This is a genomic window from Acidovorax sp. T1 (genome assembly GCF_002176815.1).
Lineage (GTDB): Bacteria > Pseudomonadota > Gammaproteobacteria > Burkholderiales > Burkholderiaceae_C > Acidovorax.
Genome location: NZ_CP021648.1, coordinates 315,638 through 335,678 on the forward strand (window position 1 = coordinate 315,638; position 20,041 = coordinate 335,678).

Sequence of the window (20,041 nt, forward strand, 5' to 3'; positions counted from 1 at the left end):
TCATGGCTCTGCATAAACCCTATACCGATGTGCCCGGCACCATCATCTTTGACGCCCAGCAGTCCCGCAAGGGCTACTGGCTCAACCAGTTCTGCATGTCGCTGATGAAGGCCGAGAACCGCGCGCGCTTCAAGGCCGACGAGCGCGCCTACCTCGACGAGTGGGCGATGACCGAAGAGCAGAAGCAGGCCGTGCTCGCGCGCGACCTGAACTGGTGCATGCGCACCGGCGGCAACATCTACTTTCTGGCCAAGATCGGCGCGACCGACGGCAAGAGCTTCCAGCAGATGGCAGGCTCTATGACCGGCATGACCGAAGACGAATACCGCGCCATGATGCTTGCCGGCGGCCGCTCGGCCAACGGCAACCGCGTTGTCGGCGAAGACGGCGACGCCCAGGCGCACCGCCAGCCCCAAGGAAACTCTGCCCGCAAGGAGGGCAACTGAATGGCCCGCATCACCGCTTCCGTCTTCACTTCCCATGTGCCCGCGATAGGCGCGGCCCTCGACCTGGGCCGCGACCAGGACGACTACTGGAAGCCGCTGTTCAAGGGCTATGAGCCCTCCAAGCAGTGGATGAAGGACAACAAGCCCGACGTCATCTTCCTGGTCTACAACGACCACGCGACGGCGTTCAGCCTGGACATGATTCCCACGTTCGCGATCGGCACGGCCGACACCTTCACGCCGGCCGACGAAGGCTGGGGCCCGCGCCCCGTGCCCACCGTCGTTGGCCACCCCGATCTGGCGTCGCACATCGCGCAGTCGGTGATACAGCAGGATTTCGACCTGACCATCGTCAACAAGATGGACGTGGACCACGGCCTCACCGTGCCGCTGTCGCTGATGTGCGGCCAGCCCACGCCCGAGGAAGGCTGGCCTTGCCCGGTGATTCCGTTTGCGGTCAACGTGGTGCAATACCCCGTGCCTTCGGGCCAGCGCTGCTTCAACCTGGGCCGCGCGATCCGCAAGGCCGTGGAAAGCTATGACGAGGACCTCAACGTCCACATCTGGGGCACGGGCGGCATGAGCCACCAGCTGCAGGGCGCGCGCGCCGGCCTGATCAACAAGGAATGGGACCTGAACTTCCTGGACCGCCTGATCGACAACCCCCATGGCCTGGCCAAGATGCCGCACATCGACTATGTGCGCGAAGCCGGCTCGGAAGGCATCGAACTGGTGATGTGGCTGATCGCGCGCGGCGCGATGAGCGACATCGACAGCCCGGCGCCCGTGCCCAAGGTCGCCCACCGCTTCTACCATGTGCCTGCGTCGAATACCGCCGTGGGCCACCTGATCCTGGAGAACCAATGAACAACAAGAAGACCATCAAAGTTGCCCTGGCCGGTGCCGGCGCATTCGGCATCAAGCACCTCGACGGCATCAAGAACATAGACGGCGTCGAAGTCGTCTCGCTGGTGAGCCGCGACCTCGAAAAGACGCGCGAAGTCGCGGCCAAGTACGGCATTGCCCATGTGACCACCGATCTCGCCGACAGCCTGGCGCTCGCCGAAGTCGACGCCGTGATCCTGTGCACGCCCACACAGATGCATGCTTCTCAGGCGATTGCCTGCCTCAAGGCCGGCAAGCATGTGCAGGTCGAGATTCCCATGGCCGACAGCCTGGCCGACGCCGAGGCCGTGGTCGCAGCGCAAAAGGAATCGGGCCTGGTCGCGATGTGCGGCCATACGCGCCGCTTCAATCCCAGCCACCAGTGGATCCACAAGAAGGTCGGCGCAGGCGAGCTGAACCTGCAGCAGATGGACGTGCAGACCTATTTCTTCCGCCGCACCAACACCAACGCCCTGGGCCAGGCACGCAGCTGGACCGACCACCTGCTGTGGCACCACGCAGCCCACACCGTGGACCTGTTTGCCTACCAGGCGGGCAGCCCCATCGTGCAGGCCAATGCCGTGCAAGGCCCCATCCACCCCGTGCTGGGCATCGCCATGGACATGAGCATACAGCTCAAGGCCGCGAACGGCGCGATCTGCACGCTGAGCCTGTCGTTCAACAACGACGGCCCGCTGGGCACCTACTTCCGCTACATCGGCGACACCGGCACCTATCTGGCGCGCTACGATGACCTGTTCAACGGCAAGGATGAAAAGATCGACGTGTCCCAGGTCGATGTGTCGATGAACGGCATCGAGCTGCAGGACCGCGAGTTCTTTGCCGCGATCCGCGAAGGCCGCGAACCCAATGCCAGCGTGGCCCAGGTGCTGCCTTGCTACCAGGCGCTGCATAAGCTTGAGCAGCAATTGAACTAAAGCTTCGGGCAAGCTTGCCTGACTTCGCAACCCCACGGCCAGCGCCTGCAGACAGCAGGCGCTGGCTTTGCCTTTTCAAGGATTGACCCATGCAGACACGCAAAATCGGCCCCTTCGACGTCACTTCCGTCGGTCTGGGCTGCATGAATCTGAGCCATGCCTACGGCACGCCGCCCAGCGCCGAGCAGGGCCGCGAGCTGCTCGCCCATGCGCTCGACCAGGGCGTGACGCTGTTCGACACCGCGGCCCTCTACGGCTTTGGCGCGAATGAAACCTTGGTCGGCCCGGTGCTGGCGCCGCACCGCGACCGCATCACGCTGTGCAGCAAGGGCGGCATGGCCGGGGTGGTGGGCGAGGACGGCGTGACGCGCCGCGTGATCGATGGCCGGCCGGCCACGCTGCGGCGCAATTGCGAGGACAGCCTGCGCCGCCTGGGCACCGACGTGATCGACCTCTACTACCTGCACCGCTGGGACAAGTCGGTGCCTATCGAGGAATCGGTGGGCGAGATGGGCCGGCTGCTGCAGGAGGGCAAGGTGCGCGCGCTGGGCCTGTCCGAAGTCTCGGCCGAGACGCTTTCGCGCGCCCACCGCGAGCACCCGATCACCGCGCTGCAAAGCGAGTACTCGCTGTGGTCGCGCAACGCCGAACTCGGCACGCTGCAGCGCTGCGCCGAGCTGGGCATTGCCTATGTGGCTTTCAGTCCGCTGGGCCGTGGCTTTCTGGGCGGCGATCTGCTCGATGCGGCGACGCTGGGCGAAAAGGACGTGCGCACGGCCATGCCGCGTTTCTCGGCGGAAAACTACCCGCGCAACCTGCGTCTGCTCGCGCCCATGCGCGAGATCGCCGAACAGGCCGACTGCAGCCTGGCCGCGCTGGCGATTGCCTGGGTGTTGCACCAGGGCGAGCATGTGATCGCGCTGCCCGGCACCACGCAGCGCAAGCACCTGGATGAAGACCTGCATGGCGCCGAAATCAAGCTGTCTAGCGCCCAGCTCGAGCAACTCGACGCGCTGTTCCAGCCATCGGCGATCGTCGGCAGCCGCTACGCGCCGCAGGGGCACCGCGAAGTCGATACCGAGGAATTCGTGCGCGCCGACTGAGCGCCTGGCGTGCAAGCCATGTAAAAAGCCGCTGCAGTTGCCTGCAGCGGCTTTCTTTTCCAGCACCCGGCAATACCGGGCGCCCGGATCACAGCTCCAGGTTCGCGCGCCGGATCACGTCCCCAAAGCGCTTGTTCTCTTCGACCATGAAGGTCTTGAATTCCTGCGGTGTCGGGAAGTAGTTCTCGTAGCCGAAGGTCTGGAACTTGGGCTGCACATCGGGCTCGGCCAGCGCCTTCATGGTGTCGCGGCGGATCTTGTCGACCACGGCCGCGGGCGTGCTCTTGGACACTGCAAACGCGTTCCAGCCGGTGACGATGGCATTGGCCGGGCCGCCCGATTCGGCGACCGTGGGAACGTCTTCGTAGCCCTTGAGGCGGTGGGGCGCGAGCACGGCTAGGAAGCGCAGCTTGCCCGAACGCGCGAGCGGACCCGCGGTGCCGGACGATCCCAGCGCGAACGCGAGCTCGCCCGTGGCGACGCTGGTGTAGAGCTGGCTGGTTTCCTTGTAGATCACATGCTCCATCTTGGTGCCGGTCAGCGATTCGAGCAGCGCCGAGCCCAGGTGCACGGGATTGCCCACGGACCACGAGCCGTAGTTGAGCTTGCCGGGACGCGCCTTGGCATCGGCAATCAGGTCGGCGACGGTCTTGTAAGGGCTGTCGGTCGCGACGCAGACGAAGAAGAAGGTGCGAAACAGCGGCAGAACGACTTCGAAGTCCTTGTCGATGTTGTAGGGCAGCTTCTTGAACAGGTGGGGGTAGGCCGCGAGGTGGACGTTGTCCAGCTGGATGATGTCCGTGCCGTCGGTCGCGCCGCGCTTGAACGCATCGATGGCGATGAAACCGTTGCCGCCGGGGCGGTTCTCGACGATCACCGGCTGGTTCCAAAGGCGCGACAGCTTGTCTGCGACCAGGCGCGAGGTGCCGTCGGGGCCGCCGCCCACGGGAAACGGATTGATGATGCGCACCTGCTTGGTGGGCCAGTTGGTCGCGGTCTGGGCGCGTGCCGGGGCCATGGCGCCGAGCGCGAGCGCGCCCAACGCAAGGCCGGCGCTGCGGCGGTTCATTTGACGTGTGTCTATGGTCATTTTGTCTCCGTTATCGGCTGATCGCGTTTTTTAGCGCGTTCGCTCTTGTGCAGGCTAGGGGCGAACGCAGCTTATTCTGCATTGTGGCAGGCCGGCCGGTATTACCTAGACGCCCGCCTCTCTACCAGCTATAGCAAAATGGCATGGTTACAGTTTGAGTGCGCCATGAATCTTCAGCAGATAGAAACTTTTGTCCAGGTGGCCGAGACCGGCAGCTTCAGCAAGGCCGCGCTCTTGCTCGATATTGCGCAGCCGGCGCTCAGCCGCCAGGTGCGCACCCTGGAAATCGAGCTGCGCGAGACCTTGCTGATACGCACCGGCCGCGGCGTGACGCTTACCGACGCGGGCCGGCGCCTGCTCGAGCATGGCCATGCCATCATGCAGCGCGTGGCCCTGGCCAAGGAAGACCTGGGCAGCCAGCGCGACGAACCCGTGGGGCGCATCGTGGTCGGTCTTCCGCCCAGCCTCGCGCGCCGGCTCACGCTGCCGCTGATCGATGTCTTCAGCCGTGAAATGCCCAAGGCGGGCCTGGCCGTGGTCGAAGGCTTTTCGGTCAACATGGCCGAATGGCTCACATCGGGGCGCATGGACCTGGCCCTGGTCTACACGCCCGAGCCCCAGCCCCAGGTCGAGGTCACGCCCGTGCTCGAGGAGCGGCTATGCCTTATAGGACCGGCGAGCATGGGCCATCGCACTGCAGTGCGCTTCGAGGAGCTCTCGGGCTATCCGCTGGTCATGCCGCAGCGCGGCCAGATCTTCCGCAAGCTGATGGAAGCCCAGGCGACGCTGTCGCAGGTCAAGCTCAACGTGGTCTGGGAAGTTTCCAGCGTCCCCGCCATCCTGGACCTGGTGCGTGGCGGCTACGGCTATGCGGCGCTCACGGCGAGTGCGCTCAGCAGCCATGACCATCAGGACGAGCTGGCCTGCATTCCCATCGAGTCACCGGGCATAGTGAGCACGCTGTGCATGGCGCAGTCGGCAAAGAAGAAAAGCACGCCGCTGATACGCCGCACTTCGGAGTTGCTGCGTGGCCTGTGCCTGGAGGCGGCTGTGAGGCCTTTGAAGGGGGAGTGACTGGGAGGCCTGGCCTCACAGCAACGGCCGCAACTCCTGCGCCGCGTCGCGCAGCAGCGGCAGCAGATTGCGCTCCAGGGCCTGGGCCGTCATGTGCTGCGAAGACATCACGGCGTTGAGCGCGGCCACGGTCTGGCCCGCGCTGTTGCGCAGCGGCACGGCGATCGCCTGCACACCCAGCTCGTGCTCTTCCTGGGCAATGCAGTAGTCCTGGGCGCGCACCTGGTCCAGACAGGCGCGCAGCTCGGGAGGCTGGGTCAGCGTGTGCAGCGTCAGCCGGTGCAGCGTGCGGCAGGCCAGCCATTCCTCCAGCGCCTGCAAGGGCAGGGCGGCCAGCAGCACGCGGCCGGTCGACGAAGCATGCGCGGGCAGCCGGCTGCCCAGATGCACGCCGTGGGCAAACAGCTGCTGGGCCGCGCCCTGGGCTGTGCTGCACGCGATCACCACGGTTTCGCTGCCCGCAAGAATCGCTGCGGAAAACGAGAACGCGGCCAGCGCGCTCAGGCGATTGAGCACGGGTTGCACGGTGCGCGGCAGGCGGGCGCTGGCCAGATAGCTGCCCGACAGGCCCAGCACCTTGGGCGTGAGCCAGAAATGGTGGCCGTCGGATTCAAGATAGCCCAGGTGCGCCAGCGTCAGCAGATGGCGGCGCGCGGCGGCGCGCGTGAGACCTGCGCGCTCCGCGGCCAGCGTGGCGTTGAGCCGCTGGCGCTCCGTGTCGAAGCATTCGAGCACGGCCAGGCCCTTGCCCAGGCCGGCGATGTAATCGGCCGCGGCAATGCCGGGGCCGGGCGATGAGGAAGGCAAGGGCGTCATGGGCAGGCGTGAAGTATTGCGCGATTGCCGCACATTTTGCGCGATCATCGCGCAAAAGTCGATCCCGGTTTGCGCTGGCGCAGAGCATCGCTTCTACGCTAGCGGCAAACAACTTTGGTGGAGAGACAGATGCGTACACAAGTGGCAATCATCGGCGCCGGCCCCGCAGGCCTACTTCTGGGACAGCTGCTGTATGAAGCAGGCATCGACAACGTGATCCTCGAGCAGCGCAGTCCCGACTACGTGCTGGGCCGCATCCGCGCCGGCGTGCTCGAACAGGTCACGGTCGATCTGCTGACCCAGGCCAAGGCCGACAAGCGCATGCGCGCCGAAGGCCTGCCGCACGACGGCATCGAACTGCTGTTCGGCGGCAAGCGCCACCGCATCGACCTGCATGAACTCACGGGTGGCAAGCGCGTGATGGTCTACGGCCAGACCGAAGTCACGCGCGACCTGATGGAAGCGCGCGAACGCGCGGGCCTGCTCACGGTGTACGAAGCCCAGGACGTGACGCCGCTTGAATTCGGCAGCGAGCGCCCGCGCGTGCGCTATCACAAGGACGGCGAGCAGCATGAGATCAGCTGCGACTTCATTGCCGGCTGCGATGGCTTTCACGGCGTGTGCCGCGCGAGCATTCCCGCGGAAAGCATCCGCAACTACGAGAAGGTCTACCCGTTCGGCTGGCTGGGCATCCTGGCCGATGTGCCGCCGGTCTCGCATGAGCTGATCTACGCCCACACCGAGCGCGGCTTCGCCTTGTGCAGCCAGCGCAGCGCCACGCGCAGCCGCTATTACCTGCAGGTGCCGCTGACCGACAAGGTCGAGAACTGGAGCGATGAGGCGTTCTGGGATGAATTGCGCCTGCGCCTGGACCCCGAGGCGCGCGACAACCTGGTCACAGGCGCTTCGCTCGAAAAGAGCATTGCGCCGCTGCGCAGCTTCGTGTCCGAACCCATGCGCTTCGGCCGCATGTTCCTCGCGGGCGACGCGGCCCACATCGTGCCGCCCACGGGCGCCAAGGGGCTCAACCTGGCGGCCTCCGACGTGGGCTATCTGTCGAACGCGTTTGCCGAGTACTACCAGCAGCGCAGCAGCGAAGGCATAGACCGCTATTCGGAAGTCAGCCTGCGCCGCGTCTGGAAGGCCGAGCGCTTCTCGTGGTGGATGACTTCGCTGATGCACCGCTTCCCCGAGTCGGGCGACTTCGAGCGCAAGGTGCAGGAAGCCGAACTCGACTATCTGGTGCATTCGCGCGCCGGTTCGACGGCGCTGGCGGAAAACTATGTCGGCCTGCCGTTGAACTGAGCGGCTGCAAGGAAAAAAAGGCGCTGCATGCGCAGCGCCCGAATTCCCTGAGGGGAAGAGACATTCGTTGCGGCGGCTCAGTAGGCCGCACCATGGGCGGCCAGCACCGGATCGCCCTGGAGCGCCGTCGAAGCGCGGCCGTCGGCGCCCACGGGCACTTCGCCGACCAGCGTGCTGCGATAGAGCTGGCGGTCGTATTTGAGCGCGAAGATGTCCTGCGGCGCGACATGGGCGGTGGAGCGGTTGTCCCAGAAGGCAATCGAGCCGGCTTCCCATTTGAAGCGCACGGTGAATTCGCTGGCCACCGCATGTTCCCACAGCAGTTCCAGCAGAACGCGCGATTCGCGCGTGCGCAGGCCGGAGATGGTCTTGAGAAAACCGGGGCTGATGTAGAGCACCTGTTCTCCGGTCTCGGGGTGCACGGTGACCAGCGGATGCTCGCTGACCAGCGTATTGTTTTTGATCAGTTGCAGATATTCGGGCGTGGGGCTGGCGCCCGTGGGCGGGCTGAAGCGGTGCTCGCCGCGCAGGCCTTGCAGGAAAGCCTTCAACGGCTCGGACAGCGCGTCGTAGGCGGCGGCCAGATTGGTCCACTGCGTGTCGCCGCCATAGGGCGGAATGGTCACGCCGCGCAGGATGGAGGCCGCGGGCGGGTTGTGCGCGGCGGTGACGTCGGCATGCCAGCCAGTCCAGGGGCGGCGCTCGGGTTCGCTTCCATGGCTGTTGGCGCGGCGGTGCTTGGCAATCGAGTACAGCTCGGGATGGCCTTCGACATGGCCGAACACCGGATGGCCTATGGTCAGTTCGCCGAACTGGCGCGCAAACGCCACATGCTGTTCATGGCTCAGATGCTGCTCGCGAAAGAACACCACCTTCCAGCGCAGCAGCGCCGAACGGATGCTGTGCACTTCGGCCGGCGTCAGCGGCTGGCTCAGATCCACGCCGCCAATCAGCGCGCCGATATGCGCCGACTGCGGCACGGCGCTGATATGCGGCGTAGCCTGCAGCGCGGTCTCGAGACGATCGCTCAGCAACTCTTTGGCGCTGGTGTTCGGGGTCTCCTCGTTTTCAGTGCAATAAGTGACGGTACGAAAAGCTAGCACTGGCGCGGAGGTGGTGTTGGTAGATCGTTGATTTCATTGACTTTCCTGTTCACTTTCAAATCTGCGATTCGTGGCGTCAAACCGTGGTCGGTTTCATCCATTGGTGCCAGTTATCGATGCATTTGGCCGCGAAGGCAGGATTTGGTCAGCATAGCGGTCAACCGGGAAGCGAAACACACCCCGCAAGTTGATGCTCTCCAGCCTGGTGGGCGCAATCTTCCCGATCAGTTCCGGTGGAATGACCTGGCGGCGGTTCGACCAGCGATCCAGGACCGCCTGCATCTGTGAGGTATTCCACGCCATCACGATGTTGGCCATCAGGCTCAACGCATCGGCCACAGCCTGCATTTCATCGACACGTTTGGCCTGCGCCGGGCTGATCCGGCCGGTATAAATGGCGCGCTTGAGGGCGTTAACAGCCTCGCCCCGATTGAGCACCCGGCGCAACTCGTTCCTGAAAGCGTCCTTGACAAAGTAGTCAGCCAAAAACGCCGTACGCAGCAACCGCCCCAATTGCACGCCAGCCTCATAGATTGGATCGCCCTGGGCGGCAGAACCGAACCGCGCAAGAGCTGCCACCGCACTGGCATGTCCGCTCATGACCGAGGCTGCCAGGTGCACCAGACTATCCCAATGCTTTTCGATCAAAGCGACGTCGACATTGGCTTCGCACACCGCAGCGATTTCTGCGGGCACTTTGGTGCCGCGTGGCACAAAGAGGTGGCGCTGTTTGAGTTCCTTCAACCGCGGGCAAAGATCAAAACCAAGCAAACGGGCATGTGACATGGCAAAGTCGGTGTAGCCATGGGTATCCACAGCAAGCTGGCTGGTCTCCAGCTTTTCTTGGCGGATGACACCTTCAATGGCCACGCTCGCCTGGCGCTCATTGAGCACAAAGGGCTGCGCATGGAAGATGCCCCACCGGTCTTTTACATGGGAGTAGATTCCAATGGAAGGTGTGTTGCGCCGAGGATCAAGCCGGGCTTGCCACACCCGTTTGGTGGTCTCCATGCTCATCATGTCAGAAGATGCCAAATCGGACCGCCCCCAGGTGGCGGCAATCGGGTGTCGCTGCATGAATTCCAGCACAGCCTGGCAGGCCTGGCTCAGACGCCGTTCGTCCCGCGCCCAGCGCATGGCCTGGCGAATGCTGGTGGCAGACAATTGCGGAATCATGCGCGCGCATTCGACCGCAGTCAGACTGGTGCCGTGGGCCATGATGCCGGCATAGACCATCAGCAGCTCGTCGGTAGAGCGCGGCTCACGTCCGAGCATGATCCAGCTAAAGCGCACCTGGGCGTCAACGGCCAGAATCACTTCCGGCAATTGAACCTCACCGATGCGGTGATCCAAAGCCGCGCGCAGCTTGGTCACTTCTGGGTCTTCGTCCTCTGCGGGCAATGGCGACAAATGGAGTTCATCATCCACGCGCAGTACGCCACTGCGGGCTGCAGCGGCCACCGCATCGACACCGGCAGTTACTCTGGCCAGCAAAGGCTTCAAGAAAGTGGCAGCCTTGCTGGGTAACGATAGACGGGCATAGTGTTTCTTGGACTCTGCCTGCCAACGCTCGTCCGTGAAGAACAAGCGCGCACGACCCCGAAAGCTCAGGCTGTGCTCAATCCAGACCGAGCCATTGCGCACCGCGCGGCGCAGGGCAAACAGGGTGGCCACCTCCAACGCCTGAAACGCCCGTTCCCGGTCTGGGCTGGAGATCGAAACCTGCCAGATCATTCCCAGACTTGGTGCCACCACTTCAACTGGCAGCTTTCTGGATCCTTTGAGATATAAAGCTTGCAGCTTGGCAAGGTACTCGATGGCAGGATGCTCGCCGGTGGCCTGCCAGGGCAGCTTTGCAATGGCGACGAGCAACGACCGCACGGGGCGAATTCCATCAATCAATCCCTCCCGTACCAACGAAGCCCGACTTGGTGGCTTGCGCTTCTGAGTCGCAATGACAAGGGCATCAAGACGTGCACGCAATTCTGAGTCAGGCACAGCTCCCTTGGCACTCAAGGCTTCCAATTCTCCCAACAACGTTTTGTACATTGCGGCCCAATTGACGGTAGCGGGGACATCGGCGGCAGCCTGACGCCACAGATCGGCGATCCGGCGCTGCACCATAAGGATCAACTGGTCTGTGGTGGTGAACAGGCAATACCGAAGAAAGCATGCGACCTCCACGGTGCGCGCTGGCTCTTTGATCTTGGCTCCGGCTGAGGGCGGCCTGGAGACAAGTCGGCGCGCGTAGCGGCGCAAGATGAGATCGGGGATGTCTGCCAGGTGCTTATGAACGTCCAGCGTGTAAAGCAGGTCGATGCGCTCCAGTACCTCGCTGATTTGGCGGGTTGAGTGTTTCGCCGGTGCAGCCCATAGCCAACTCTGCTGGGTTTGTCCATCTGGGCGCAGCTCTGAAACTGAGGCTCGCCAGCGATCAAGTGTTGCTGGATCAACGCTGGCGGCGATGGCGGTGCCTGTTTCAACTTCAAGCTGGGCAAGTGCCGCCGCAATCAGTGTCCGAATTGCCCGCTCGTGCACGATCACCAGCTTGTTCTTGTACAGCCATTGACGCGCCCGCACGAGTAGCTGATCGCGGTCGGCGCAGCGCGCCACTTCGTCGCGCAGTTCACGTACCAGTGAGCGGCGCTGGTGCTCGCTCATCCACTGGAATCCAAGGACCGTGCAGGCTACTTGTTGGTGATCGAATAGCGTGCGCCCGCGTTCATACATGGCTCTCAGCGAGGCGACTTCTGGTGCTGCAATGCCAAGCTCGTTGCCAAGGTGGCGCCACAAGGCTACTGGAATTACCCGAAAGGCACCGAGCAAACGCCCACTCATGCGCAGGAAACCAATATGGAGCGCCAGACCAAGCTTGTGGGAATCACCTCGGCGTGCATTGATTGCGTCGCGCTCGGCACCATCGAAGGTGAAAAATGCCTTCATCTCGAAGTCGCTGATATCGCGGGGGACCCTGATGGCCACCCAAATTCCCCCGTCTATGGCCACCTCAAACTCCCCCACCTGAACTGATCGGGGATAGGGGTTTAACGCCGGCGTCGTCGGCACCTGTTGGCAGGACATTGATCCAGTCTTCCCCGAGGGAAGGCCAAGGAGTGAATGTCTTGAAGTCCAACCAACGCGCCACCATAGAGACACTGCTGGAGCGCAACACATCGCAACGCGAGATCGCCCGCATCACGGGCATCGACCGCAAGACGGTCAGGAGCTACCACCAGCGCTGGCTGGAGCAACTGCAGTCAAATTCCCCCGGGGTGGCCACCGGCTCGGCAGGTCAAATTCCCCCACCCTGGCCACCGGCTCCTGGGCCGGTGGCCACCTCCCTGTGCGAACCCTGGCGCGAGTTCATCGAAGCCCAGCTGCGGCTGAAGCGAAACGCCACGGCCATCTACCAGGACCTGGTCGACCAGCACGGCTTTGATGGCCAGTACAACTCGGTCAAACGCTTCTGTGCAAAGTTGCGGCACAAGGAGCCCGAGCAGTTCGATCGCCTGTCCTTCCTGCCCGGCGAGGAGATGCAGGTGGACTACGGCGAGGGCGCGCCCACCCGCGTGCCCGGCAGCGACCGGTACCGCAAGCCCCGCCTGTTCGTGGCCACCTTGCGGTATTCCCGTGCCAGTTTCCGGTGCGTGGTCTGGAAGTCCAGCCAGCAGATCTGGGCCGAGCTGCACGAGCGGGCCCTGCGGTACTTCGGGGGCTGCCCCCAGTACGTGGTGCTGGACAATCTGAAGGAAGGCGTCCTCAAGCCCGACCTGTACGAGCCCGATCTCAACCCGGTGTACGCCGCCGCCCTGGCGCACTACGGCGTGGTGGCCGACCCGGCGCGGGTGCGAGACCCCAACCGCAAGGGCACGGTGGAGCATGCCATCGGCCATACCCAGGCCACGGCCTTGAAGGGCCGGCGCTTTGAGTCCATCGAGGCCCAGAACGAGTTCCTGGCGCACTGGGAGAAGAGCTGGGCATCCAAGCGCATCCACGGCACCGAGCGACGCCAGGTGCAGGCCATGTTCGAGGAAGAGCGCAGCCACCTCAAACCCCTGCCAGTGCTGGGAATGCAGTATTTCGACGAGGCGGTGCGCACCGTCTGCGACGACAGCTGTGTGCGGGTGGATCACAGCAGCTACGCCGCTCGCCCGGCGAACATCGGCTCCAAGGTGTTGGTGCGCATCTACGCCCAGCGCATCGAGATTCGTGACATGCACACCCGTGCCTTGCTGCGCACCCACGCCAAGGCCGAGCGTCCCGGCACGGTGATTCTGCCCATGGAGGAGCGGGTGTTCAATCCGTCTCGCGAGACCCGCCTGATCCTGCGTCAGGCCGGCGAGATTGGTGAGCACGCCAGCCGGCTGTGTGAGCTGCTCTTTGCCATCGAGGGTCGTGTCGGGCAGCGCAAGCTCTGGGGCATTGTGGGACTCATGCGCCGTTACCCGGCGCACTGCATCAATGCCGCCTGCGCCCAGGCCCTGGAGCAAGGGGTCTACAGCTACAAGCGCGTGCTGGCGCTGACCGAAGCCCTCTTTGCCCAGGCGATGGCGGCCATCGAGGCTACCTGCGGCGAAGCACCCGCCGCCGGTGCCCACGCGCTGACGCAGCAGCATGAGCTCATCCGAGACGCTGAGGAGTACAGCGATCTCTTCGCGCTCGCCGCCGCCACGGCAAACACCACCACCACCACCACCACCACCAACAACACCACCAACGCACCGGGAGTTCAGCCATGAACATGATCGAGATCGAACGCGCGCTGCGCGAGCTGCGCCTGTCCGGCATCGCCGAGACCCTGTCCACCCGCGTGATGCAGGCCCAGGCCGCCCAGCAGCCTTTCCTGGAGACCTTCGCCGCCATGCTGCAAGACGAGCTGGACCGCCGGCGCTCTCGCCTGACCGAGCGCCGCTTCAAGCGCTCGGGTCTGGATGAGCGCCCCTCGCTGGCTGACTTCGACTGGCGTTTCAACCCGAAGCTGCCGCGCAGCGCCTGCTTCGAGTTGCACACCCTGAAGTTCATCGGCGAGGGGGCCAACGCGCTGATCATCGGCAAGCCGGGCACCGGCAAGAGCCATGTGGCCAAGGCCGTGGCCTACCAGGCCACGCTGCAGGGCTATGACGTGCGTTACCTGGAAGCCGACACCGAGTTCGCCCGTTACGCGCTGGCCACTACGGCAGAGCGCACCGAGCTGCTCAAGGACTGGGTCGCGCCGGACCTGCTCGTCCTCGATGACCTGTTCCTGGCCAGACGCATCAGCGAGCATGCCGCTGAAGTCCTACAGGCCATCGTGCACCAGCGCTACAAGCTGCGCCGCGCTGTTCTCATCACGTCCAACCGCGTGGTGCAGGACTGGGGCAAATACCTCGGCGACGCCACCATGGCCAGCACCATCCTGGATCGCCTCATGCACCGCTGCGCGATGCTGGAGTTCGAGGGCAAGAGCTACCGCCTCAAGGAGGCCGCTGCACGCATCGCCATCACACCCGAGTCGTCATAATCCGACCGTCCTGCCTGGGGGAATTTGGGGTGGCCAAGGGTGGGGGAATTTGACCTGGCCATCGGGGGCGGGGGAGCCCACGCATCCCCAAAAACGTTGTGTGCCAACCCTGCATCGTGAACCTCAAAAGTGGGAGGCCACCATACCCGTTTACAAAGCGAACAGGAAAGTCAATGAAATCAACGATCTACCCAGACCACCCCCGCGCCAGTGCTAGCTTTGCGTACCGTCACTTATTGCACTGAAAACGAGGGGACCCCTTAACTGGATCCCACATGCACAAGGACGAAGCAGCCCCCTCCCGCGCCGATGCAATTTACCGGCGAGAGCAAATTTCCCGCCATGAGCTCCTGCGGGGAGCCCTGCTGGTCCCGTTCGAGAACGAGGCCGACGCCATCTGCGTCGCCAACGACATCGCCTGCGGCTTGTGCCGTTACGTGTGGATCGAGAACATCGGCCGCGCGCACCGATTAGCCGCAGCACCGGAGGCCGGCATGTGCATCGTCAACAGCCAAAAGCTGCGCGACCTGCGCCAGCCGTTCGGCCGCGCCAAGGCCTCCGGCACCAATCGCGAAGGCGGCACCTGGAGCTACGAGGTGTTCCTGGAGCCCAAGAACATCGCGGTATGCCTGGGTTCGCACCACATTCCGCACTGGGGGACCTAAAGACATGGGCAAGCTCGCGCTGGCGGCCAAGATCACGCACGTGCCGTCGATGTACCTCTCGGAGTTCCCGGGACCCAACCAGGGATGCCGGGAGGCGGCGATCAACGGGCACAAGGAGATTGACCGCCGCTGCCGGGAGCTGGGCGTGGACACCATCGTGGTGTTCGACGTGCACTGGCAGGTGAACAGCGAGTACCACATCAACTGCGGGCCGAGGTTCGAAGGCGTGTACACCAGCAACGAGCTGCCGCACTTCATCAAGAACTTGCCTTTCTCGTACCCGGGCAATCCCGGGCTCGGGCACCTGATCGCCGACGTCGCCAACGAAATGGGAGTCAAGAGCCGCGCCCACTCCGACACCACGCTGGAGCTGGAGTACGGCACGCTGGTGCCCATGCGTTACATGAACGGCGACCAGCACTACAAGGTGGTCAGCGTCAGCGGCTGGTGCGACTGGCACGACCTGCACGAATCCGGCCGCTTCGGGCTGGCGGTGCGCAAGGCCATCGAGGAGCGCCACCACGGCACGGTGGCCGTGTTCGCCAGCGGTTCGCTGTCGCACCACTTCGCCGATAACGGCCGCGCGCCCGATTTCATGCACAAGGTGTACGACCCGTTCCTGGAGCAGGTGGACCAGCGCGTGGTGGACCTGTGGAAGTCCGGCGACTGGAAGACGTTCGTGGGCATGCTGCCGATGTACGCCGACAAGTGCTGGGGCGAAGGCGGCATGCACGACACCGCCATGCTGCTGGGCCTGCTGGGCTGGGACCGCTACCGCGCGCCGGTGGAGATCGTCACGCCCTACTTCGGCAGCTCGGGCACCGGCCAGATCAACGCAATCTTCCCGGTCACGCCGCTGCCGGCCTGAGGTGCACCCCATGCCGCACCTAGTGATCCTCTACACGCCGAACGTCGAGCTCGATACCGGCATGTTGGCCCTGTGCCGGCAGCTGGCCGCCTGCATGCTCGGCGCGAATGACGAGGGCGGCAGGCAGGTGGTTCCCGACCGGCGGCACGCGCGTGCTGGCATACCCCGCCGCGGATCACGCGGTGGCGGACGCCGAGGGCGACTACGCCCTCAACTAAACGAACCTGCAGATGAGCACCGGGCGCAGCGATGCGGTCAAGAAGCTAGCGGGCGAAACCATCTTGGAGCGCACCAAGGCCTGCCTCGCGCCAGCGTTCGAGCGCCGCCTGATTGGCCTGAGCGTACAAGTGGGCGAACGCCCCGGCCAGGTGTATGACGGTAAGCACAGCACGCTGCATTCCCACCTCACCAACGAGAACTGAATATGCAGGACGAGGACCTCATCGAGCAGCGCGCCGCCGAACTGCGATAGAGCGAGAAATCGCGCGCGCAGCTAGTCTCAAGACCGTGCGAACTGTCCAGGGACTCCATATCCGCGAGAGTTTTCTGACTCCAAGAAGGCCCTCGAAATCTGGCAGCGTCTGCGGTCTTGCTCACCTGTAGATCGAGCCGGCGGGGAGGCTTCGCGCTTCGCCGTGTGCTGGTCTTCCGCTGCTTCTTCTGCCGAGCCTGCTGCTGCTGTCGGTCCTTCGACTATCAAATCCAAGAGGAGTTCGCCTCGGTAAATGCCCCAATCCAGGTGCTGCTGGCCCTCGGATCTGCCCTGGGCCAGCATGCGGGCGCACGAGGGAAATCAATAGGTCCATAGAAAATCTATTGACTAATCGAATTTTGGCCGCTATAGTTCGCCTCCACTACTCGTCACAAGGAGCATTTCACATGTACGAAGCCATCGGTCACCGCGTTCAGGACGGCGTCGCGGAAATCACGATCAACCTGCCGCGCCATCGGAATGCGCTGTCGGTCAAGGCGATGCAAGAGATCACCGACGCGCTGAATCGAGCCGAGGAAGACGACAACGTGGGAGCGGTGATGATTACCGGCGCTGCTGACGCGTTCTGCGCTGGCTTCTACCTGCGCGAGATTCCGCTCGACAACGGTGTCGCCGGCATCCGTGACCACTTCCGAGTCGCTGCCCTCTGGTGGCACCAGATGATCCACAAGATCATTCGTGTGAAGAGGCCGGTGTTGGCGGCCGTTAATGGCGTCGCAGCCGGCGGCGGTCTGGGCGTGCTGCTGGCCAGCGATATGGCCATCTGCTCAGATAACGCCAAATTCGTGTGCGCCTGGCACAGCATTGGCATTGGAAATGACACGGCGACGAGCTACAGCCTCACGCGCGCAGTTGGTATGCGCAGAGCAATGGAGCTCATGCTGACCAACCGGACGCTGCAGCCGTCGGAGGCCTGCGACTGGGGCATCGTCAATCGCGTCTATCCCCAGGCGCAATTCCGAGACATCGCGTGGAAGGCTGCTCGCGAACTCGCATCGGTGCCCACGCACCTGCAGGTGATGGCCAAGGAGCGGTTCCACGCCGGCTGGATGCAGCCGGTCGAGGAATGCACGGAGTTTGAGATTCAGAACGTGATCTCGTCTGTGACCCATCCGCACTTCATGCCGCGGCTCAAGCGATTCCTGGACGGCGATAAGGCTGATCGCGCGCAGGTCGAGTTGCCCTCGGGCTTTTGAAGGAGCGGCGGATGCAGACAGTCAATGAGTTGCTCCGCCGGGCAGCCACCCGCGCGCCAGATCACTGTGCGTTGGCGGACCCGGCACGTGGGCTCCGTCTAACGCACGCAGAGCTACAGACGCGGGTGGAAGCTGTGGCCGCCCGCCTGCATGCAGACGGGCTTCGGCCGCAGCAGAGGGTCGCGGTGGTCGCCCCCAACTCCGCCGACGTGGTCATTGCAATCCTCGCGTTGCATCGGCTCGGCGCAGTTCCTGCGCTTCTCAATCCGCGTTTGAAGTCCGCTGAACTTGCCGAGCTGATCAAGCGCGGGGAAATGGCGGCTGCCGTCATAGCTGTCGGCCAGCAGGTCGCGGATACCATTTTCCAGAGCGGCAGCAGAGCGCAGATCATTTTTCTCGGCGACTTGGTACGAGATGGGGAGCCTTGCGACTCCTATGGTCCGCCGATTGAGGATCCGCAGCGCGAGCCAGCGCAGCCGGCGTTCATCTTCTATACCTCGGGAACCACTGGCCTGCCTAAGGCCGCGATCATTCCGCAGCGAGCTGCGGAAAGTCGAGTGCTGTTCATGTCGACGCAGGTCGGACTGCGTCATGGACAGCACAATGTGGTGCTGGGTCTGATGCCGCTCTACCACGTGGTGGGCTTCTTCGCGGTCCTGGTCGCCGCACTCGCTCTCGATGGCACCTATGTCGTAGTAGAGGAATTCCGACCCGTGGATGCGCTCCAGCTCGTGCAGCAGGAGCTGGTCACATCGCTATTCGCGACGCCGACGCACCTCGATGCGTTGGCTGCCGCAGCAGCGCAGGCTGGCTCGAGCCTCAAACTGGATTCGTTGCGCCACATCACTTTTGCGGGTGCGACTATGCCCGATGCCGTGCTCGAGGCCGTTCACCAGCATCTGCCCGGCGAGAAAGTGAACATCTATGGCACCACTGAGGCGATGAACTCGCTCTACATGCGACAGCCGAAGACGGGTACCGAAATGGTGCCTGGGTTCTTCTCGGAAGTGCGGATCGTTCGTGTCGGCGGCGGTGTCGACGAGGTGATGGCGAACGGAGAAGAGGGGGAGTTGATCGTGGCCGCCTCTGATTCAGCCTTCGTCGGTTACTTGAATCAGCCCCAAGCCACTGCGGAAAAGCTGCAGGACGGCTGGTATAGGACCAGCGACGCTGCCGTGTGGACACCTGAAGGTACCGTTCGAATCCTCGGTCGGGTGGACGACATGATCATCTCCGGCGGCGAGAACATTCACCCGTCCGAAATCGAGCGCGTGCTCGGAGCCGCACCTGGCGTGGCTGAGGTAGTCGTGATTGGCCTCGCAGACCAGCGGTGGGGGCAGTCTGTGACCGCCTGTGTGGTCCCTCGGCCTGGAGAGACCTTATCCGAAGATGCGCTCGACGCCTTCTGCCGCTCCAGTGAGCTTGCTGATTTCAAGCGGCCCAAGCGCTACTTCATCTTGGATCAGCTACCGAAGAATGCATTGAACAAGGTACTGCGGCGCCAGCTGGTGCAGCAGGTGTCAAGTTAGCCGTCTGCGCACCTAGCGCTATCACATCACCAAGGAGACAACAGATGCGTATTCATCGTCGCCAGTTTTCTATCGCCGCCGCCGCAAGTGTTGCCTCGGCCGCGCTGCCTGTAAGGGCACAAGAGTTGGTTCTGCGGGCCGTTAGTGCTTTCCCCGAGAAGACTTCTCAATCGATTCACTTCGAGAAGTTCATCGAGCGGGTCAACTCTACCGGCAAGGGCGTGCTGCGCATCAACTATGTGGGTGGTCCTCGTGCGATCCCGACTTTTGAAGTGGGTAATGCTGTCAAGAGCGGCGTTGTCGATATCGCAAACTGCCATGGCGGCTACTACGCAAATCTGTTCCCTGAAGCTGACGCTCTGAAGCTGATGCAAGTTACGCCTCAGGAGCTGCGCCGCAGTGGGGGCTTCGATGCGATCAACCGCATCTGGAACGCAAAGGGAAACATGCAGTACTTGGCGATGATCTACGCGTACTCGCCCTACCACCTTTTCCTCAACAAAAAGATCAGCAAGCCATCGGAGCTTGCGGGCATGAAGATCCGGATCTCTCCGCTTTACCGTGACTTTCTGTCGGCGCTAGGCGTGCAGGTCGTCAACGTGGCCCCGGGTGAAATCTACACGGCCCTCGAGCGTGGAGTAGTGGAAGGGTATGGCTGGCCGATCTACAGCATCTTTGACCTCGGTTGGCATGAGAAGACCAAGTACCGCGTTGAGCCGGGGTTCTATAACACCGAGACCAGCATCATCATGAATCTCGACTCGTATAAGCGGCTGACGTCAGCGCAACGAGCCGTGCTTGACCCAGCACTCGCGTACGCCGAAGGGCTCAATGAGGATTACAAGACGATCAATGCCCGCGAAGAAAAGAAGCAGGCTGACGCGGGCATTCAGGTGATTCGGTTCGAGGGTGAAGAAGGTCGAGAGTTTGTACGTCGTGCATACGACGAAGGTTGGAAGGGCATCATTGCGCGCGCACCGGAGAATGGTCCGCTTCTGCGTCGCTATTTGGCTTCCACCCAATGAAGTCA

At 63.4% G+C, this 20,041-nt stretch carries 16 protein-coding genes and 2 pseudogenes; 14 read left to right on the forward strand and 4 right to left on the reverse strand.

The annotated features are described in order from the left end of the window. Nucleotides 1-2: 2 nt before the first annotated feature. The 4 genes from ligA to CCX87_RS01505 all read left to right on the forward strand — a co-directional run bounded on the left by ligA (nucleotide 3) and on the right by CCX87_RS01505 (nucleotide 3,372). On the forward strand, nucleotides 3-446 hold the full coding sequence (ligA, locus tag CCX87_RS01490; protein WP_087743211.1) for a protocatechuate 4,5-dioxygenase subunit alpha: 444 nt from the start codon (nucleotides 3-5) through the stop codon (nucleotides 444-446). Continuing rightward, a complete protein-coding gene (locus tag CCX87_RS01495; RefSeq protein ID WP_087743213.1) occupies nucleotides 447-1,313 on the forward strand; it encodes a class III extradiol dioxygenase subunit beta in 867 nt (288 codons plus the stop codon). It begins immediately after the preceding gene. After that, nucleotides 1,310-2,269 (forward strand): Gfo/Idh/MocA family oxidoreductase, encoded by a 960-nt coding sequence (locus CCX87_RS01500; protein ID WP_087743215.1) that lies wholly within the window; start codon nucleotides 1,310-1,312, stop codon nucleotides 2,267-2,269. Before CCX87_RS01495 ends, CCX87_RS01500 begins: the two co-directional genes overlap by 4 nt. A gap of 89 nt (nucleotides 2,270-2,358) precedes the next feature. Further along, on the forward strand, nucleotides 2,359-3,372 hold the full coding sequence (locus tag CCX87_RS01505; protein WP_087743217.1) for an aldo/keto reductase: 1,014 nt from the start codon (nucleotides 2,359-2,361) through the stop codon (nucleotides 3,370-3,372). An 88-nt stretch (nucleotides 3,373-3,460) separates the two neighbouring features. Here the strand turns inward: CCX87_RS01505 and CCX87_RS01510 are convergent, their stop codons facing one another. Next, complete coding sequence (locus CCX87_RS01510; RefSeq protein WP_087743219.1) at nucleotides 3,461-4,462, reverse strand: Bug family tripartite tricarboxylate transporter substrate binding protein; 1,002 nt, start codon at nucleotides 4,460-4,462, stop codon at nucleotides 3,461-3,463. A 165-nt stretch (nucleotides 4,463-4,627) separates the two neighbouring features. On the opposite strand from CCX87_RS01510, the gene CCX87_RS01515 reads away from it, so the two are divergent. Continuing rightward, the gene (locus tag CCX87_RS01515) at nucleotides 4,628-5,536 is read left to right on the forward strand and encodes a LysR family transcriptional regulator (protein WP_087743221.1); all 909 of its coding nucleotides are present in this window, start codon (nucleotides 4,628-4,630) and stop codon (nucleotides 5,534-5,536) included. 15 nt (nucleotides 5,537-5,551) lie between these two features. Here CCX87_RS01515 and CCX87_RS01520 read toward each other — a convergent pair whose 3' ends face one another. Continuing rightward, nucleotides 5,552-6,352, reverse strand: coding sequence for an IclR family transcriptional regulator domain-containing protein (locus tag CCX87_RS01520; protein ID WP_087748114.1), 801 nt, complete (start codon nucleotides 6,350-6,352; stop codon nucleotides 5,552-5,554). 129 nt (nucleotides 6,353-6,481) lie between these two features. On the opposite strand from CCX87_RS01520, the gene pobA reads away from it, so the two are divergent. Continuing rightward, the gene (gene pobA, locus CCX87_RS01525; protein ID WP_087743224.1) at nucleotides 6,482-7,657 is read left to right on the forward strand and encodes a 4-hydroxybenzoate 3-monooxygenase; all 1,176 of its coding nucleotides are present in this window, start codon (nucleotides 6,482-6,484) and stop codon (nucleotides 7,655-7,657) included. 77 nt (nucleotides 7,658-7,734) lie between these two features. Here pobA and CCX87_RS01530 read toward each other — a convergent pair whose 3' ends face one another. Next, on the reverse strand, nucleotides 7,735-8,688 hold the full coding sequence (locus CCX87_RS01530) for a TauD/TfdA dioxygenase family protein (protein WP_087748115.1): 954 nt from the start codon (nucleotides 8,686-8,688) through the stop codon (nucleotides 7,735-7,737). A gap of 165 nt (nucleotides 8,689-8,853) precedes the next feature. Further along, nucleotides 8,854-11,841, reverse strand: coding sequence for a Tn3-like element IS1071 family transposase (locus tag CCX87_RS01535; protein WP_232476456.1), 2,988 nt, complete (start codon nucleotides 11,839-11,841; stop codon nucleotides 8,854-8,856). 32 nt (nucleotides 11,842-11,873) lie between these two features. On the opposite strand from CCX87_RS01535, the gene istA reads away from it, so the two are divergent. The 8 genes and pseudogenes from istA to dctP all read left to right on the forward strand — a co-directional run bounded on the left by istA (nucleotide 11,874) and on the right by dctP (nucleotide 20,036). Next, nucleotides 11,874-13,499: an IS21 family transposase gene (gene istA / locus CCX87_RS01540; RefSeq protein WP_087743226.1), complete on the forward strand. Its 1,626-nt coding sequence runs from the start codon at nucleotides 11,874-11,876 to the stop codon at nucleotides 13,497-13,499. Further along, a complete protein-coding gene (istB, locus tag CCX87_RS01545; RefSeq protein WP_056269326.1) occupies nucleotides 13,496-14,260 on the forward strand; it encodes an IS21-like element helper ATPase IstB in 765 nt (254 codons plus the stop codon). The genes istA and istB overlap by 4 nt, the downstream gene beginning before the upstream one ends. Nucleotides 14,261-14,619: 359 nt before the next feature. Next, nucleotides 14,620-14,925: pseudogene (locus CCX87_RS01550) on the forward strand (aldehyde dehydrogenase family protein); the annotation flags it as partial. A 4-nt stretch (nucleotides 14,926-14,929) separates the two neighbouring features. After that, nucleotides 14,930-15,793 carry a 3,4-dihydroxyphenylacetate 2,3-dioxygenase gene (gene hpaD, locus CCX87_RS01555; RefSeq protein WP_087743230.1) on the forward strand — a complete coding sequence of 288 codons (864 nt, stop codon included), beginning with the start codon at nucleotides 14,930-14,932 and terminating at the stop codon, nucleotides 15,791-15,793. Nucleotides 15,794-15,803: 10 nt separating this feature from the next. Then, nucleotides 15,804-16,215 (forward strand): annotated as a pseudogene (locus tag CCX87_RS01560) (5-carboxymethyl-2-hydroxymuconate isomerase). Nucleotides 16,216-16,672: 457 nt separating this feature from the next. After that, complete coding sequence (locus CCX87_RS01565; RefSeq protein WP_087743232.1) at nucleotides 16,673-17,482, forward strand: enoyl-CoA hydratase/isomerase family protein; 810 nt, start codon at nucleotides 16,673-16,675, stop codon at nucleotides 17,480-17,482. A gap of 11 nt (nucleotides 17,483-17,493) precedes the next feature. Continuing rightward, nucleotides 17,494-19,011 carry an AMP-binding protein gene (locus CCX87_RS01570; RefSeq protein ID WP_087743234.1) on the forward strand — a complete coding sequence of 506 codons (1,518 nt, stop codon included), beginning with the start codon at nucleotides 17,494-17,496 and terminating at the stop codon, nucleotides 19,009-19,011. Between the two features lie 44 nt (nucleotides 19,012-19,055). Continuing rightward, nucleotides 19,056-20,036 (forward strand): TRAP transporter substrate-binding protein DctP, encoded by a 981-nt coding sequence (gene dctP, locus CCX87_RS01575; RefSeq protein ID WP_087743237.1) that lies wholly within the window; start codon nucleotides 19,056-19,058, stop codon nucleotides 20,034-20,036. Nucleotides 20,037-20,041: the final 5 nt, after the last annotated feature.